Below are 15262 nucleotides of genomic sequence, written 5' to 3'. Positions count from 1 at the left end.
ATATGCTATTCCTAATGATTACAAAAATAATTAAGAATAATAAAATGGGGTTACAAAGCATCAGGAATTTATAAGTGATGAGCTGCTGATATTAAGTGTGCGATAAAGTCTGAAGAAAAAAAGATAAACAATTATCAGAGAGATGTTTTGATAGTAATCTAAATCTAGATTACTTCCACAGAGTTATATCATAACTTCCATTGCCTCCTAAGGAAAGTTATGATATGTTAGTTTATTCAAGTTGTAACTAAAAACGTGTTTAGGACAAATGCTTATTAGGATAGTTTTCGTTACATTTTCCTTGATTTTCTTTTCCAACAGCACTATTGCTGATCATGAAATTGCTGAATCTTTCAAATGCTCAAAGCTTTTCCCTCACTTTGAAAAAAAATTTAATATCCCGTCTAATACACTGCATTCAATAGCTTTAAAAGAATCAGGTAAAAAACATAAAATTCGTAATATTATGATAGTGTGGCCTTGGACTGTAAATGTCAAAGGTAAAGGCTATTATTTTAATAATAAAATAGAAGCAATGAATTTTGTCAAAGAGCAAATTGTCAAAGGACATGAGAATATTGATGTTGGATGCATGCAGATTAATTTAAGACATCATTTAGAAGCTTTTAACTCTCTTGAACAGGCATTCGATCCAAAGGATAATATTCGTTATGGTGCAGAATTTTTACGTTCAAAATATGATCAGCTTGGAAGTTGGCACAAAGCTATAGCACATTATCATTCAGCTACACATTCATTAGGATATAAATATAAGCATGATGTAGCGAAAATAGCAAGCAATATGGTGCTTTATAAGGCATTATTACATAGCTATCTAAGTAATAGTAGAAAAATTTTAGAAGATACAGTTACAGTAAATAGCAAAAATATTCAAAAAAAATTACTTTTTAGTAGCAATAAAAGATACAAAAGTAATATTATGGTACCAGTCCCTATTAAAATTAATTAAATTTATGATTATTAAATTAATAATATGTTTTTTAATATTAGTACATATAGTAACAAGCAGTGCTGCTTCTAGAAGTACTAAAGATGAACAAAAAATTTTATAAAGAGCAGGTAGTAATAAAATCACCATGTCGCGACTGTAATGATAAGTTATCGTCTTCAGAAAAACAAATAAAAAAAGAAAGGAAAATTTATGAGAAACATAAACAGTTTTATTTAAAACATAATAACTCTATTAATTTTTCTATGTATCAAGCACAAAGTGAACTTACTAGAACTAGCATGTTGATTCCGAGTTACTTTACTTTATACGGAAATAATCCCAAAATTACTTCCTAGATTATTCATTTTAAAAGACAACAACAATTATTTAATAAAATGAAGGATTTAGATTATAATATATATTATAGAATGAAGGGTTTAAATTATAATAGTGGTATACATTATAGGAAGAAATATGAAAATGATATTTTACTACCTGCATCTATAAAGTAGTTAGCTTTGTTAATGCTTGAATTTCATATTATTTAATTTACATTGACACCATAATAATATAAAGTTTACATGTTGTTTAAAACTTATATTATTATTGCTAATCTACAAAATCTAATAAGATAGAAAGAAAAATAATATATTAAAGGTTCTCAAAGTAGGTTAGTAGTTTAATTTATAGGTAATTCATCTGCAGAAAAACAAAAAATTCTTATTAAGGAGAAACAATTAAAATATGTTTATTCAAGGCATAAAACCTTAGCTTGTTTTTATCCTTTGGAGAAATGCTGCTAGCGTTTAGAAGCTTTTATTATGCAATAACCAAAATTAAGGTAGTTGCTTTGACTAGAGAGTGAAAAATAAATTGAGAGAGTTATATATTTAACAAATTAAAACTACAAACTAATCGCAATAATGCAGTAGCTGGAATAAGTAAAAGTATCTTTATCAAGCAAGCAGCTGATGATATAATCAGTCGGTTAGAATTAATTAATAAAGATTTTTCTGCAATTCTAGAGGTATCTGCTAAATGTGGGTATCTTACCGAATTACTAAAAAGTACCTACAAAAATGCTGAAATTACTGCAACAGATATGTCACATTTGTTACTTAATTCGTTTAAGCATGATCACAAATTATTAATTGATGAAGAAGAGTTAGAATTTCCAGAAAATTCTTTTGATTTAATTATTTATTCATTAGGATTACACTGGATAAACGACATACAGCGTTTTTTATTTAATATTAGAAAATTTTTAAAAGCTGATGGTATTTTTATCGGCAATTTTATTGGTGGCGATAGTCTAAAGAATTTACGTAAATGTTTAGTAGAAACAGAAATAGCAAGCAATTTTAAACATTCTCCTCATATTTCACCTTTTATTCATTTTGATCATGTCCCAGTTTTATTTTCTCAGGTAGGATTTGCTGAAATAATTGTTGATTATGAAAATATTAGCCTTAAGTTTGATAATCCCTTATCTTTAATGCAAGAAATAAAAAAGATTGGTGAATCAAACTCGTTAATTCTTCATCACAATTACACTATTTCAAAGAAAATGTTTTCTTTGTTACAAAATTATAAAGATAGGTTTGAAGATAAAATTACCTTAATTAGTTTTATTGCAGCACCAAGTAAGAATAGTATAAAATTAAAGTTGTTATAGAGTTTATAATATTGTATTTTCTTGATTAAAGTAACTTAAAATATAAGGTTAGAGGATTGTATGCAGGAATTTGATTTAATAGTAATAGGTAGCGGTCCCGCTGGTTATACAGGTAGTATTAGAGCTGCACAACTTGGTATGAAGGTAGCATGTATTGAAAAGAATAGCACACTTGGCGGCACTTGTTTAAATATTGGCTGCATTCCATCTAAGACACTCTTACATTCTTCTGAGAAATACGAAGAAGCATTAAAACATTTTGAAAATATAGGTATTACTGCAGAAGTAAAATTAGATTTACAAAAAATGCTAGCAAATAAAGATAAAGTAGTTTTAGATCTTACAAAAGGTATAGAAAGTTTATTTGTTAAGAATAAGATTACTAAAATACAAGGAGAAGCTAAAATTATTGCTACTAACATTGTTGAAGTAAATAATGAACAAATTAAAGCTAAAAATATTTTAATTGCTACAGGTTCTAGCATAATAGAAATACCTAATATCAAGATTGATGAAGAGTTTATAGTTTCATCTACCGGTGCTTTAAAGCTTTCTAAAGTGCCTGAAAATTTAATAGTAGTTGGTGGCGGGTATATAGGTTTAGAGCTTGGTTCAGTTTGGAGACGTTTAGGATCTAAAGTAGTAGTTATTGAATATGCACCAAGTATTATGCCGATACTCGATAAAGAAATCGCTGCACAGTTTATGAAGCTGCAACAAAAGCAAGGTATAGAGTTTAAGCTAAGTACTAAGGTAATATCTGCTGAGGTTAAGTCTAATAAAGTGAATCTAACAATTGAAGAAGGATGTAAAACTTCAGTAGTAACTAGTGACATTGTGTTAATAGCTGTAGGTAGAAAAGCATATACACAAAATTTAGGGCTTGAGACAGTAGGAATTATTACTGATAAGCAAGGTAGAATTGAAATTAATGAGCATTTTCAAACTACTATTCCAAGTATTTATGCTGTTGGTGATACTGTAAAAGGCGCAATGCTTGCACATAAGGCAGAGGAAGAAGCAATAGCTGCTGTTGAAATTATGGTAGGGCAGGCTGGGCATGTGAACTATAATTTGATTCCAAGCGTGATGTATACTTATCCTGAAGTGGCAAGTGTTGGTGAAACAGAAGAACAACTAAAAGAAAAAGGTGTTAGTTATAAAATAGGTAAATTTCCATTTTTAGCAAATAGTAGAGCTAGAGCAATTGGTAGTACAGAAGGGATGGTTAAGATTCTTGCTGATAGTAAAACAGATGAAGTTTTAGGAGCACATATTATAGGAGCTGATGCAGGTACGTTAATTGCTGAGCTTACAGCTTATATGGCATTTAGAGCAGCTGCTGAAGATATAGCAAGAACTTGTCATGCTCACCCAACATTAAGTGAGATTATAAAGGAAGCAGCACTTGCCGTGGATAAAAGAACTATTAACATTTAGATCTATAATTTTCATTACAAGCGACTAGGAAGGGTCTAGCAAAAAATTCTAATTTATAGAATTTTCTACTTGATTACCTTGTTAAAACTTGTAGTTTTCCTCGCATGATAATTAAATCCCAAATAAGAGCTATAAATGGATAAGCAGGATTTAAGTGTCTATTAACAAAAAATTAATTTTGATTTAGTAAGAACTTCTTTTATAAGTAAAAGAAATAAATTAATAGTATTAAGTAATTTTAAAAATTTTTAGCCTATAAATAATGGTTTTTATATTCCTAAATTATAATTATTATATTGTGATTAGTTTATAAGGTTGGATACAGCGAATGGAATTTTAGTTGATTATATAAATGTTAATGTGTGTTTAAAAGAGCAATTAATCTGCAAATTCATGATGCAAGGCTTAATTTTATGATCTCAATATGAGATAGTTTTATAGTATCATTAGATAGTCTCTATAGTCTTACTTATAAGTTTTATAGAAAAAAATATGAGGGGCTTTTTTATTTTTTATCGTTTTCTATTGGATTCTCTCCTGTATACGAAGTCGTTGTTGTATGAAAATGGCGTGAAAGCCTGCAGTAATAATACTAGTAGATATTATTTTTCATATAAATACCCATTAAATAAATTTATTATTGCATCTTTATATTTTTGTTTATGTAAATATTTACTTTTTAAATTTAGATTTTTAAAATCTCTATCTGTTAATGGTAGATATTTACAAATTTTTATTAAGTCTTCATTGAGAATAAAATGTTTTCGAGGAATATTTAGAGCTTGTGCATTTTTTTCACGGTAAGCTGCAAGCATTTGGATTTTACTAACTAAATCTCTACTTTTGCTCCTAAACTTTATTTTTTTCCAAGCATCTTCTGGTCTTACTGTATAATTTTTAGCGTCAAGTAAATGTTGAAGAGCAGCCTCATATTTACCAGTTAAATTATTTTTTAGAATTATATTAGTTAGTTCTTTATATATTTTTTCTAGATACTCAACATCTAACATTGCGTAATTTAACATATCACGTGTAATAGGACGTTTTAACCAATTAGCTTTTTGGTAAGTTTTATCAATTGTAACGCCAAAGATTTTGTAACAAATATCATCATAGCTTAGCTGTTTACCAAAGCCACAAATATTAGCAGCAATTTGTACATCAAAAATATTAGAAGGGAGTGCTTTAAATAAATTGTAGAAAATTTCTAAGTCTTCACGAGGAGCATGAAATAGTTTAATGATATTGTTATTTATAAGTAGTCGGTTAAAAACTCTTAAATCAAGATTACTTAGTACATCAATTATTCTACACTCACTTTCTGCTTTAATCTGAATTATGCTAAGTTTGGCGTGGTAAGTATAACGACGTTCAAATTCCGTATCTATACTTAAGCATGTCTTATTAGACAACTGCTCACAAAATTCTTCTAATGTTCTTTGATTATCAATAATTTGCATAGAGAAGCTATTTATAAAGCTCCGATAATTTTTAAAAAAAGATTAGTATGAGATAAAGATAAAACTACTTCAAGACCAATTAAAATAATAATAATCCATTCAAGTTTAGTAGAATGTTTATAGTTAAGATCATTTGAAAGAATATTGAGTAACTCATGAATCATATTAAGACGATTATTCATTATATTTTGTCGTATTTCAATATCTTGAAACTCTGCAGTCATAAGATATAGAGGCTCATAACTTGGACGACGCCAAAAAAATTCTGGAGTATCAAATATATCGCTATGCAAGCTAATTGAATAACGTTCGTTAAATAATATACCTATTTGCTGTAATATTTCTTTTTTAGAAAGTGATACACTACCAGTTCTAGCAAGTTCCTGTTGTATAGGAGTTGTTTGCACTATCAAGTTACTAACAGATTGCTCAAGAACGCTCAGTTTAATTGATTGTGCAAGTGCATGAGAAATAGAGAGTTTAACAAAAACTGATTTATCAGCTAAGACTATCTTATTTTTTTCTTCATCGATGAAAGTTTTAGGAGATTTCATATTATATTCAAAGTAAATATAATCAGATACTGGTGTATTAAGTTTATTGCTAGACACTAAATCAGTATCGTTTAAGACTATCTTTTCTTGAATTGCATCACCACCCCAAATAGTTACACAACCAAAAGGGAAGAAAAATACATCTATAAAATCTGAATCTTTATTTATTTCTTTCCGAATATATAAAACATCGTCAAAATGCTGAGGTTCAAGACCAATCTTTTTTAAATTAGTAATTAGATCACTCATCTTATATTCAGAGGAAGTACAGTAAGATGAACATCTCATGATTATTAGGTTTAATTTATATTAATTTAAATTATAGTAGTGAAAAGAGTATAAAGTCAATAGTATTATAGTTATGTACGAAATATTAAGTAATAGAAATGTTATTAAAATAATAGGTTTAGATTCAATAAAATTCTTACAAAATTTTCTAACTAACGATATTCAGAAGAATAGTTACTGCTATACCTACTTACTTAATAATCAAGGAAGATATTTATTTGATTTTTTTGTATATGTTTATCTCCCTGAAGAAATTTATATTGATCTTGATAAAAATCATAAATCTGCTTTAATAGAGCACCTTAGTTTTTACAAACTACGTTCTAAAATAGAAATAATAGATTGTAGTAAGCAATATAAAGTTGTTTATTCACATCAAAAATTAAATATTAACACATTAATTACGGTTCGTGATCCTAGATGGTTCTCACTTGGTTTTCGTTCGATAGTAAATGAACCGATAAAAGATAGTAAATATAACAAAAAATTATATTTAGAAGATAAATATAATTTTTCAATAATAGATGGCACTGAAGATTTAATTAGCAATAAATCAATCCCAAGTTTATATGGTGCTGAAGAGCTTAATGCAGTTAGTTATGATAAAGGTTGTTATGTAGGACAAGAAGTTATTTCAAGAACTAAATATCAAGGTGTTATAAGAAAAAAGATATACAAAGTTATAGCAGAAGAAAATTTACCATTATTAGCTAAGAATGAAGAGATATTTGGAGATGGCGATAAAATTGGCCTAATATGCTCAAGCTATCAAAGTAAAGCTATTGCTTTAATTAGAGAAGAAAAATATCTTGCTAATAAAGAAGCAAATATTACCGTTAAAGGGATTAAAGTAAAGTTATTGCGAGCACCATGGTATTCATATCATTCTCATGTATAGGAAGCATTGTTGTATAGCTCTTTAAAAGCAATAGATATTAAAGCAAAAATCCAGTAAAAAGTTATAAAAAACTTGTGTTTTATATTTTTATTCTATAAAATTTATAAATTTTGTATTACATCAAGCCTATTTTTTCTAGATTCTTGCTTTTGTGACAAGGTATTGTTTGTTGTATGGTTTTAGTAAAACATATTAAAACTGTAGCTATACTGCAGCGAGCATAGTATCAAAAAAATAACTAATATTACTAGGTTATTTTATATTTTAATGGATTCAGTGATTTAATCACAAAATGATAGAGATACATTACTAATCCATGCAACTACATCCAGTAGAGATAATATCATAGGTGTTTATGCAGAAACGCTTTAAATAACTAAAAACCTAAAGCTATATGTTTTTATATTCAAATTATGTTTTTATATTCAAATATAGATATTATCATTTTTGCTAGCTTTTTAGTCATAAATTTGATAATTGGGTTTGTAAATATTAAGGGTATAAAGAATGTTCATGAATATGCGATAGGGAAAAGAAATTTTTCTACAGGTACGATAGTTGCAACTCTTATCTCTACTTGGTTTGTTACTAGTACTTTTTTAATTGATAATTCAAGAATATATACGGACTGGTTATTTTACTTATTACCTAGTATATTTGGTAGTATTATTAGTTGGCTGCTTATTAGTTACCTTATAGCTCCACGTCTTGAAAAATTTTTAGGATCTTTATCGGTAGCAGAGATAATAGGCAGTGCATACGGCAATAAAGTTTGCATTCTTACATCTATAGTCAGCATATTAATGGCTATAGGTAGAATTGCTATGCACTTTCATGTAATTAACCTAATACTTCAATTATTTTTTAACATTTCAAATTTTTACATAGACATATTTATAGCTACCGTAATAATAAGCTATTCAGCTTTTAGCGGTATAAAATCAGTTACTTTTGCAGAAGCCATACAGTTTTTTGCTTATAATACTATTATTCTAGTAATAGGGATTATTATATGGAATGCTTTTAGTGATTCACATATAGCTATCAATTTAAACGTGCAAACTCATTTTAATGATATAAAAGAGTTGTTTAACTATACTAGTACTAAATTTTGGATTTCTTTAAATATTTTTATATATTTTGCTATTACATCGATTTGTCCTTCAGTTTTTCAAAGAATATTAATAGCACAAGATACAAAGCAAATATCAAAAATATTTTTTATTGCAGCAATTATTTGTCTTTGTTTGTCTATATTATTCACTTGGATTACAATATTATTATCACAAAATCCTAATGTAGATACTAATAAATTACTTTTACAAATAATTAAAAGCTATCTAGGATTCAAGGGATTAATTGTTGGTATTATTATGGCAACGATAATCTCAAGTATTAATTCTTACATTAATGTTGCAGCAGTAACTTTTACTAATGATATAACTAAGAAAAATTTTCTAAATTATAATTACATAATAGCAATGACTATAGGTTTAGTAGGGTTTATCATATCGCTCTATACTAAAAATCTAATAAATTTATTCTTATTATTAACTAGCATTTATTTGCCGCTTATCACCTTACCATTAATTTTATTAATATACGGCTTTAAATCAACTGCTAAAACTTTTTTTATCAGTACAATTGCTACAATATTAGCCATTATATTATGGCAGTTATTTTCTTTAAGACAAATTCTAGGAATTTATCCTATACTACCTGCAACTATCATAAATTTGATCTTTTTCCTTGGAAGTCATTATGTTTTAAAGCAGCCTGGAGGCTTTGGTTCTTTAAAGGAACCGCTAACAGTTAGAATAATTCATCAAAAAAGAAGAGAGAGTCTTAGAGCATTCTTCCATTTAATTAAGAATTTTAATATTTTAAAATATTGGGAAAGTACTTTGCCACGTAAAGAAATTACCTATAGCTATGTTGGTATATTTATACTAATAAATATTTTCTTATCTTTATATACAATGCCTAATAGTAAAATAATGAACCATCTAAAGATATATAACATTATTTACCACTGTGTTCTTATCACTTCTGCAATATTAATCACCTATCCTTTATGGCTATTAAAATTCAAAAAAAAATATATTATTTCACTGTTTTGGTTTATCGCCACTTTCGTGATATTAATATTTATTGGTAGTTTGCTTGTTATATCAAGTAATTTCTATCAACTACAATTAATAAGTTCTATTATTAACTTGTTTATAATTGTAAACTTATTTAAATGGCATACCACTTTGTTTATGACTGTTAGCGGTTTGTTTGCCAGTATAGAATTTTATAAATATTTTATAGATGAGAAGCTGTTAGTGAATCTAGAAAGTTTTCAGTTAAAAGTAATATATTTCCTCACCTTATTTAGTAGCATTTTAATAGTGTTCTTAAAGCCAAGACAAGAACAAGAGCAATTAATTAAAATACAAAATGCTCATTTAAGGAATAGAGTTAAATATAGAGAACAAGAGTTAGAAAAATTACTTGATTTAAAATATGAGTTTTTGCGTAATATAAAACATGAAATAAACACACCACTAACCGGTATTATTAGCCTTGGTGAAACATTATGGAGTAATTACGATAAATTTAATGAAGATCAGCGCCGTAATGCTGTAGAAATAATAGCTAAAAGTTCTATTAGATTAAATAGTTTGATAAAAAATATTTTAGATTTTTCAAAATTATCTAGTCTTAATTATGAATTAAATAAAAAAGAGATAAATTTAAGCGAGTTATTACATGAAAGAATTAAAATATGTAAGAAATTATATCTAAACGGTAAAAAGCTAAATTTTATATCCTATATTGAAGAAAAGATAATATTTAACTGTGATACTCATCATATTAAGCATACATTTGATAATTTAATAATTAATGCTATTAGCTATAGTAATGATGGTATAATAACAATTCACTTACAAAAACAGAAAGATAATATTTTATTCAGTATCAAAGATGACGGAATAGGGGTGCCAAAAGAGGAATTACAAACTATATTTGGTGTATTTGTTGTAAGTACCAAAACACGTACTACATCAGGAGGAAGAGGAATAGGGCTTGCCTTATGTAAAAAAGTAATCGAGCTACATGACGGAAAAATTTGGGCAGAAAACGATAAACAGGGGAAAACTATATTTATTTTTACAATGCCTTATGATAAAAAATAGTCACAATGTTATACTATAGAGCAGTGTTATATGGCTCCAAAAATTCATTATCATCCTGCGACCTAACCAGTATTGTGGTTACACATGAATCCAGAGTAAAAATATTTAATGTAGTATAAAAAACTATAAATTTTATAGACTAAAAATATAAAAAACTTGTTTTTCATAACTTTCTACTAAATTACTGCCTACACAGGATAATAACTCTTAAAGAAATTATAAAATGAAGAAAATTACTTTTAATAAACAGAAAGATTTTATATCAATTATAGCACCAGCATCAGGTTGCCTTGATGCTAAAGAAAAATTAAATAAAGCAGTTGAGATGCTAACTTTACAAGGATTTAAAGTTTTAGTAGATGATAAAATCTTTACTGGTGATGAATTACCATTTTTTGCTGCCCCTAAGAATGAAAGATTCAGAATATTTAAAGAAACTATGGAAAATGAACAGGTTAAAATAATTTGGGTCTTTTGCGGAGGGTATGGTTGTAGTGAGTTTGTAGAAAATTGTTTTAATATAGCAAAAAAAGGTGATAAAATTTTAATAGGTTATAGCGATATTACAGTTTTACATTTACTACTAAATCGATATTATAATATATCAACTATTCATGGTCCTGTATTAACTTCTTTACTACCACCTCACAATCAAGGTATTAAATCTATACTAGATATTTTGAATGGTAATAACACTAAAATATCCCTTACACCTATAAATAAAATTAGAGATAGCATTATAGAAGGTAAAATACTAGGTGGAAATTTAACAGTTTTTACCAAATTAATCGGTACTTCTATTAATCTTAAAAATGGTAATATATTACTATTTGAGGATGTTAATGAAAAAGGCTATGATGTGCATCGTAATCTAGTGCAATTAAAAAATGCCAGTATATTTGATAATGTAGCAGCAATAATTTTCGGTGATTTTACTAATGGGGATGAATATATAGAACAGAGTATAAAAAATTTTTGTTTAAATTATATTCCAAACATCTACACTTATAAAGCAACAGGAATAGGACACGGTCAGATAAATCAGCCAGTTATTATGAATCATAAAGTAGTTATAAGCAGTAATAATTTAAGTTTTACTAGTCCTTTTGAAATTATAGAATGTTAAATTAGATGATTAAATCTATCAAGATAGGGACAAGAAAAAGCCAGCTTGCTTTAATTCAAACTAATTTAGTGATTAGCAAAATCAAGCAATACTTTCCTCATGTTAATTGTGAGATAGTACCTATTACTACTAGCGGTGACTTGATTCAAAATAAGCCACTATACGATATAGGTGGTAAAGCTTTATTTTTACAAGAAATAGAGCAAGCCCTACTTAATAAAAAAATTGATTTAGCAGTTCATTCTTTGAAAGATGTGCCGGGTAGAATACCTGAAAATTTAGTAATTGCTGCTGTTTTAGAACATGAAGATCCAAGAGATGTTTTTGTTTGCTTTAAATATAAATCTATAGACACACTACCACAAAATGCTGTAATAGGTAGTTCAGCCGTACGTAGAAAAGCATTTATACAGAAAATAAGGCCAGATTTACAAATAGTAGTTTTTAGAGGTAATGTTGATTCACGGATAAAAAAACTAATAAATGGTGAAGTTGATGCAATAATTTTAGCATATGCTGGGCTTAAAAGAATTGGTGCTTTTAATTCACAATTTTGTCACTTAATTGAGCTAAATCAAATGCTGCCTTGTATAGGGCAGGGTATTATTGCAGTAGAAGCTAGAAAAGACAATCATGATATGCTTAAAATATGCACGCAGATTAATCATCTTTCTACTTCTGAATTAATAAAAGCTGAAAGAACTTTCTTAGAGTATTTAGGTGCAAATTGCCGCACACCAATAGCTGCTTATTCTAGATATTTAGATAATGGGAATATAAAAACCGATTTTATGCTTGGTAAGCTTGATTGTAGTAAAATAATTTTCCATACTGAAATTACAAATACAAAAATTTCAAAAGAAACAGGAATAAAAGCTGCTAAGATAATGTTAGATCAAATAGACAAGTAGATATATTGTAATTAATTTATTTGGAGTTAGAGCTTCACGATATGTGTTTCTACCATTATGTTATCCTAAAATAGTGGGATAAAAGCTGTTAGAACATTAAAACTAAATAATAAAATCTTGATTTATTTAGTTTTTTTCAAGATATAATTTTATTTCTTCTAAAGCTATACATTCTATCTATTGAAGCCTAATAAAAGCTATACTAGCTTTATTGTTGATAATTTCTTTATTCATGAAACTCAAAATTAGCAAGCTTTCTAGGAGGTGGCGGATAGGGTGGGATTCGAACCCACGGTACGGATGACCCGCACGCTAGTTTTCAAGACTAGTGCCTTAAACCTCTCGGCCACCTATCCAAGAATGATTCATAACAAAAAATGTTGTGTAATTCAAGAAAAATTGAATAAAATATAAATTTATATTACAAATCCGAATTGCTTTTTCACTTCGTTTACTGTTTCAGATGCTCTAATTCTTGCTTTTTCTGCTCCTTTATACAGTATTTTCAATAAATATTCTCTATCATTCATTAATTTTAAATATTTATCACGTATAGGCTGTAAATTTATAATAATAATTTCTGCCAAATCTTTCTTAAACTTTGCAAAACCTTGATTTTGATAATTCTTAATTATATTTTCCAATTTATTTCCAGATAAACTTCTATAAATATCTAACAAATTACTAATTTCTGGTCTTGCTTCTTTATCATAACTTATTATACTTAAATAGTCTGTTTTAGCTTTTTTTATTTTTTGATAAATAAGATCATTGTCATCTTTTAAATTGATACGAGCAAAATCAGATAGATCAGATTTACTCATTTTTTTGCTTCCATCCCGTAAACTCATGATTCTTGTACCGGAATCACTAACTAAAATATTTGGAACCTTTAGAATTTCTTTATTAAATTTTCTATTTATTACGCCTGCAATATTTCTTGTCAGCTCTAAATGTTGTGTTTGATCTTCACCAACAGGTACTATATCAGCTTTGTATATTAATATGTCTGCTGCCATAAGTACTGGATATGAAAATAACCCAAGGTAGGCTTTTTCCTGATCACTACCTGCTTTATCTTTAAATTGAGTCATGCGTTTAAGCCATCCAAGCGGTGTAATACAATTAAGTATCCAAGCAAATTCAGCATGCTCTTTTATCATACTTTGAGCAAACATTGTTACTTTATTAGGGTCAAGACCTGCTGCTAGGTAAAATGCAATAGTTTCTATAATTGAATTATTAAGATCTAAAGGTTTAATATCAATTGTTATAGCATGTAAGTCCGCTAAGAAGAAAAAACAATTATATTCTTCTTGCATTTTAATCCAGTTTTTAATTGAACCAAGGTAATTACCAAGGTGTAAAGAACCAGTTGCTTGCACACCTGAAAGAACGGTCTTTTTCATTTAGTACCTTTTTATTTTACTCATTGCAAAATTATGTTATAAATACCACTTTATCAATATAATTATATTTAGTAATTATGCTTTGGCGTTTAAGAATTTTATCATTTTATGGTTTATTATCATTATTTACTTTTATTTTCTTTCTTATATGTTACATACCTGTAACATTTTTCAATGTCAACTATCAAATAAGATATAAAATCGCTGTTATCTTTTCTTATGCTTTTGTTTTGCTTGCAAAAATTTGTTGTGGTTTAAAATATCAAGTAGAAGGGCTAGAAAAGCTACCAAAAACAATTTCAATAGTCGTATCTAATCATCAATCCTTTTGGGATCAAATGTTTATGCAATTAATTATCCCTAAACATTCTTGGGTATTAAAACGTGAATTATTTAATATACCACTACTTGGATGGGGACTTAGAATCGTTAAACCGATCGCTGTAGATCGTGGAAGCAATAGCTCAGTTGCTCAAATTTTAAGAGAAGGTGCAGAAAAAATAAAAGAAGGATTATGGTTAATAATATTTCCTGAATCCACTAAAGTTCCGCCTGATAAAACAGTAAAATTTAAACCGAGTGCTGTAAAACTGGCTTCAATTACTAAAGTTCCAATTGTAATGATGGTTCATAATGCTGGTTTATTTTGGCCTAGAGGTTTTTGGTTTAGGAGATCAGGAACAATAAAAGTAAAAATTATTGGAGTCATAGAAAAAGAAGAGGTGGAGCAAAGCGAAGTACGCTTACTTAATGACAAGATTGAACAAATAATTAATAGCGAAAAACAAAAATTATTAAATTAATGTTGGTTTAAGTAATAATTAGTATTATCATAAAATAACCAATTATTCTTATGGAGGTATTATGAAAAGTACAGCACCATTAAAATTAATTGCAGTTATTGATAGCAAACAAATGATGCTTTACGATGCACAAGGGTTTAAGATTACTAGTACTAAGCCATTAAAATTATCTTTAGATTTAGAGGCACATCACGAAAAAGGACAAAGCTTTCATCAAAATAAGTCTAACCCTAGATCATTATTTGAATCACATACTTCTCTAAGAGAAATAGAGCATAAGGACGCTGCAAAAAGTGTTATTAAGTACTTAGAAAAAATATCAGGGGCAGCTGATCGAGCTAAATATAAAGAGTTGATTATTGTAGCAGAACCACAAATGCTTGGGTACATCAGGCAAGAACTTAAAAACAGTCTTAAAAAAATGATTACTAAAGAAATTGCTAAAGACTTAGTACAACATAGTGTAAATGCTATAGAGCGAGCAGTATTTTCATAAAATAGTTAACATAACAGGTGAAAATTTATATAATGCAGAAAGGGTATAGAGATATAATATCGAGAAAT

General features: G+C 27.8%; 13 protein-coding genes and 1 tRNA gene. 10 read left to right on the top strand and 4 right to left on the bottom strand.

Annotation, left to right across the window (positions count from 1 at the left end; genetic code table 11):
* Positions 1-268: 268 nt before the first annotated feature.
* The 4 genes from AC27F4_RS03835 (at position 269) to lpdA (ending at position 4067) form a co-directional block, all read left to right on the top strand.
* A complete protein-coding gene (locus tag AC27F4_RS03835; RefSeq protein WP_487062239.1) occupies positions 269-970 on the top strand; it encodes a lytic transglycosylase domain-containing protein in 702 nt (233 codons plus the stop codon).
* 83 nt (positions 971-1053) lie between these two features.
* The gene (locus tag AC27F4_RS03830; RefSeq protein WP_487062237.1) at positions 1054-1308 is read left to right on the top strand and encodes a DUF2532 domain-containing protein; all 255 of its coding nucleotides are present in this window, start codon (positions 1054-1056) and stop codon (positions 1306-1308) included.
* A 599-nt stretch (positions 1309-1907) separates the two neighbouring features.
* Positions 1908-2627, top strand: a complete 720-nt coding sequence (locus tag AC27F4_RS03825; RefSeq protein ID WP_487062324.1) for a methyltransferase domain-containing protein — start codon at positions 1908-1910, stop codon at positions 2625-2627.
* 60 nt (positions 2628-2687) lie between these two features.
* A complete protein-coding gene (lpdA, locus tag AC27F4_RS03820; RefSeq protein ID WP_487062235.1) occupies positions 2688-4067 on the top strand; it encodes a dihydrolipoyl dehydrogenase in 1380 nt (459 codons plus the stop codon).
* A gap of 602 nt (positions 4068-4669) precedes the next feature.
* Here lpdA and AC27F4_RS03815 read toward each other — a convergent pair.
* Both AC27F4_RS03815 and AC27F4_RS03810 read right to left on the bottom strand, forming a co-directional pair.
* On the bottom strand, positions 4670-5527 hold the full coding sequence (locus tag AC27F4_RS03815) for a ribonuclease D (RefSeq protein ID WP_487062233.1): 858 nt from the start codon (positions 5525-5527) through the stop codon (positions 4670-4672).
* A gap of 11 nt (positions 5528-5538) precedes the next feature.
* A complete protein-coding gene (locus AC27F4_RS03810; protein ID WP_487062231.1) occupies positions 5539-6330 on the bottom strand; it encodes an RMD1 family protein in 792 nt (263 codons plus the stop codon).
* A 112-nt stretch (positions 6331-6442) separates the two neighbouring features.
* Here AC27F4_RS03810 and ygfZ point away from each other — a divergent pair, with 112 nt between their 5' ends.
* The 4 genes from ygfZ (at position 6443) to hemC (ending at position 12486) form a co-directional block, all read left to right on the top strand.
* Entirely contained in the window at positions 6443-7267 is an 825-nt protein-coding gene (ygfZ, locus tag AC27F4_RS03805) for a CAF17-like 4Fe-4S cluster assembly/insertion protein YgfZ (protein ID WP_487062229.1), read from the top strand.
* Between the two features lie 413 nt (positions 7268-7680).
* Positions 7681-10449 carry a sodium:solute symporter family transporter gene (locus AC27F4_RS03800; RefSeq protein ID WP_487062227.1) on the top strand — a complete coding sequence of 923 codons (2769 nt, stop codon included), beginning with the start codon at positions 7681-7683 and terminating at the stop codon, positions 10447-10449.
* Between the two features lie 223 nt (positions 10450-10672).
* A complete protein-coding gene (locus AC27F4_RS03795) occupies positions 10673-11575 on the top strand; it encodes an LD-carboxypeptidase (protein ID WP_487062225.1) in 903 nt (300 codons plus the stop codon).
* Positions 11576-11580: 5 nt separating this feature from the next.
* Positions 11581-12486, top strand: a complete 906-nt coding sequence (hemC, locus tag AC27F4_RS03790; protein ID WP_487062223.1) for a hydroxymethylbilane synthase — start codon at positions 11581-11583, stop codon at positions 12484-12486.
* A 265-nt stretch (positions 12487-12751) separates the two neighbouring features.
* Here hemC and AC27F4_RS03785 read toward each other — a convergent pair.
* Positions 12752-12842, bottom strand: a tRNA-Ser gene (locus tag AC27F4_RS03785).
* A gap of 60 nt (positions 12843-12902) precedes the next feature.
* Entirely contained in the window at positions 12903-13895 is a 993-nt protein-coding gene (gene trpS / locus AC27F4_RS03780; RefSeq protein WP_487062221.1) for a tryptophan--tRNA ligase, read from the bottom strand.
* Between the two features lie 77 nt (positions 13896-13972).
* Here trpS and AC27F4_RS03775 point away from each other — a divergent pair, with 77 nt between their 5' ends.
* Both AC27F4_RS03775 and AC27F4_RS03770 read left to right on the top strand, forming a co-directional pair.
* A complete protein-coding gene (locus AC27F4_RS03775) occupies positions 13973-14698 on the top strand; it encodes a lysophospholipid acyltransferase family protein (protein WP_487062219.1) in 726 nt (241 codons plus the stop codon).
* Between the two features lie 61 nt (positions 14699-14759).
* Positions 14760-15194, top strand: a complete 435-nt coding sequence (locus tag AC27F4_RS03770; RefSeq protein ID WP_487062217.1) for a host attachment protein — start codon at positions 14760-14762, stop codon at positions 15192-15194.
* Positions 15195-15262 lie beyond the last annotated feature (68 nt).

The sequence above is a fragment of the Candidatus Rickettsia mendelii genome (assembly GCF_057543435.1).
This window is presented reverse-complemented; position numbering and strand designations above follow the sequence as displayed.

Excerpts from the sequence above, each read along its gene's own strand:
- AC27F4_RS03835 (WP_487062239.1), top strand. The coding sequence starts at position 269 with ATGCTTATTAGGATAGTTTTCGTTACATTTTCCTTGATTTTCTTTTCC.
- ygfZ (WP_487062229.1), top strand. The coding sequence starts at position 6,443 with ATGTACGAAATATTAAGTAATAGAAATGTTATTAAAATAATAGGTTTA.
- AC27F4_RS03770 (WP_487062217.1), top strand. The coding sequence starts at position 14,760 with ATGAAAAGTACAGCACCATTAAAATTAATTGCAGTTATTGATAGCAAA.
- AC27F4_RS03800 (WP_487062227.1), top strand. The coding sequence starts at position 7,681 with ATGTTTTTATATTCAAATATAGATATTATCATTTTTGCTAGCTTTTTA.
- AC27F4_RS03775 (WP_487062219.1), top strand. The coding sequence starts at position 13,973 with ATGCTTTGGCGTTTAAGAATTTTATCATTTTATGGTTTATTATCATTA.
- trpS (WP_487062221.1), bottom strand. The coding sequence starts at position 13,895 with ATGAAAAAGACCGTTCTTTCAGGTGTGCAAGCAACTGGTTCTTTACAC.
- hemC (WP_487062223.1), top strand. The coding sequence starts at position 11,581 with ATGATTAAATCTATCAAGATAGGGACAAGAAAAAGCCAGCTTGCTTTA.
- AC27F4_RS03815 (WP_487062233.1), bottom strand. The coding sequence starts at position 5,527 with ATGCAAATTATTGATAATCAAAGAACATTAGAAGAATTTTGTGAGCAG.
- AC27F4_RS03795 (WP_487062225.1), top strand. The coding sequence starts at position 10,673 with ATGAAGAAAATTACTTTTAATAAACAGAAAGATTTTATATCAATTATA.
- AC27F4_RS03810 (WP_487062231.1), bottom strand. The coding sequence starts at position 6,330 with ATGAGTGATCTAATTACTAATTTAAAAAAGATTGGTCTTGAACCTCAG.
- AC27F4_RS03830 (WP_487062237.1), top strand. The coding sequence starts at position 1,054 with ATGAACAAAAAATTTTATAAAGAGCAGGTAGTAATAAAATCACCATGT.
- lpdA (WP_487062235.1), top strand. The coding sequence starts at position 2,688 with ATGCAGGAATTTGATTTAATAGTAATAGGTAGCGGTCCCGCTGGTTAT.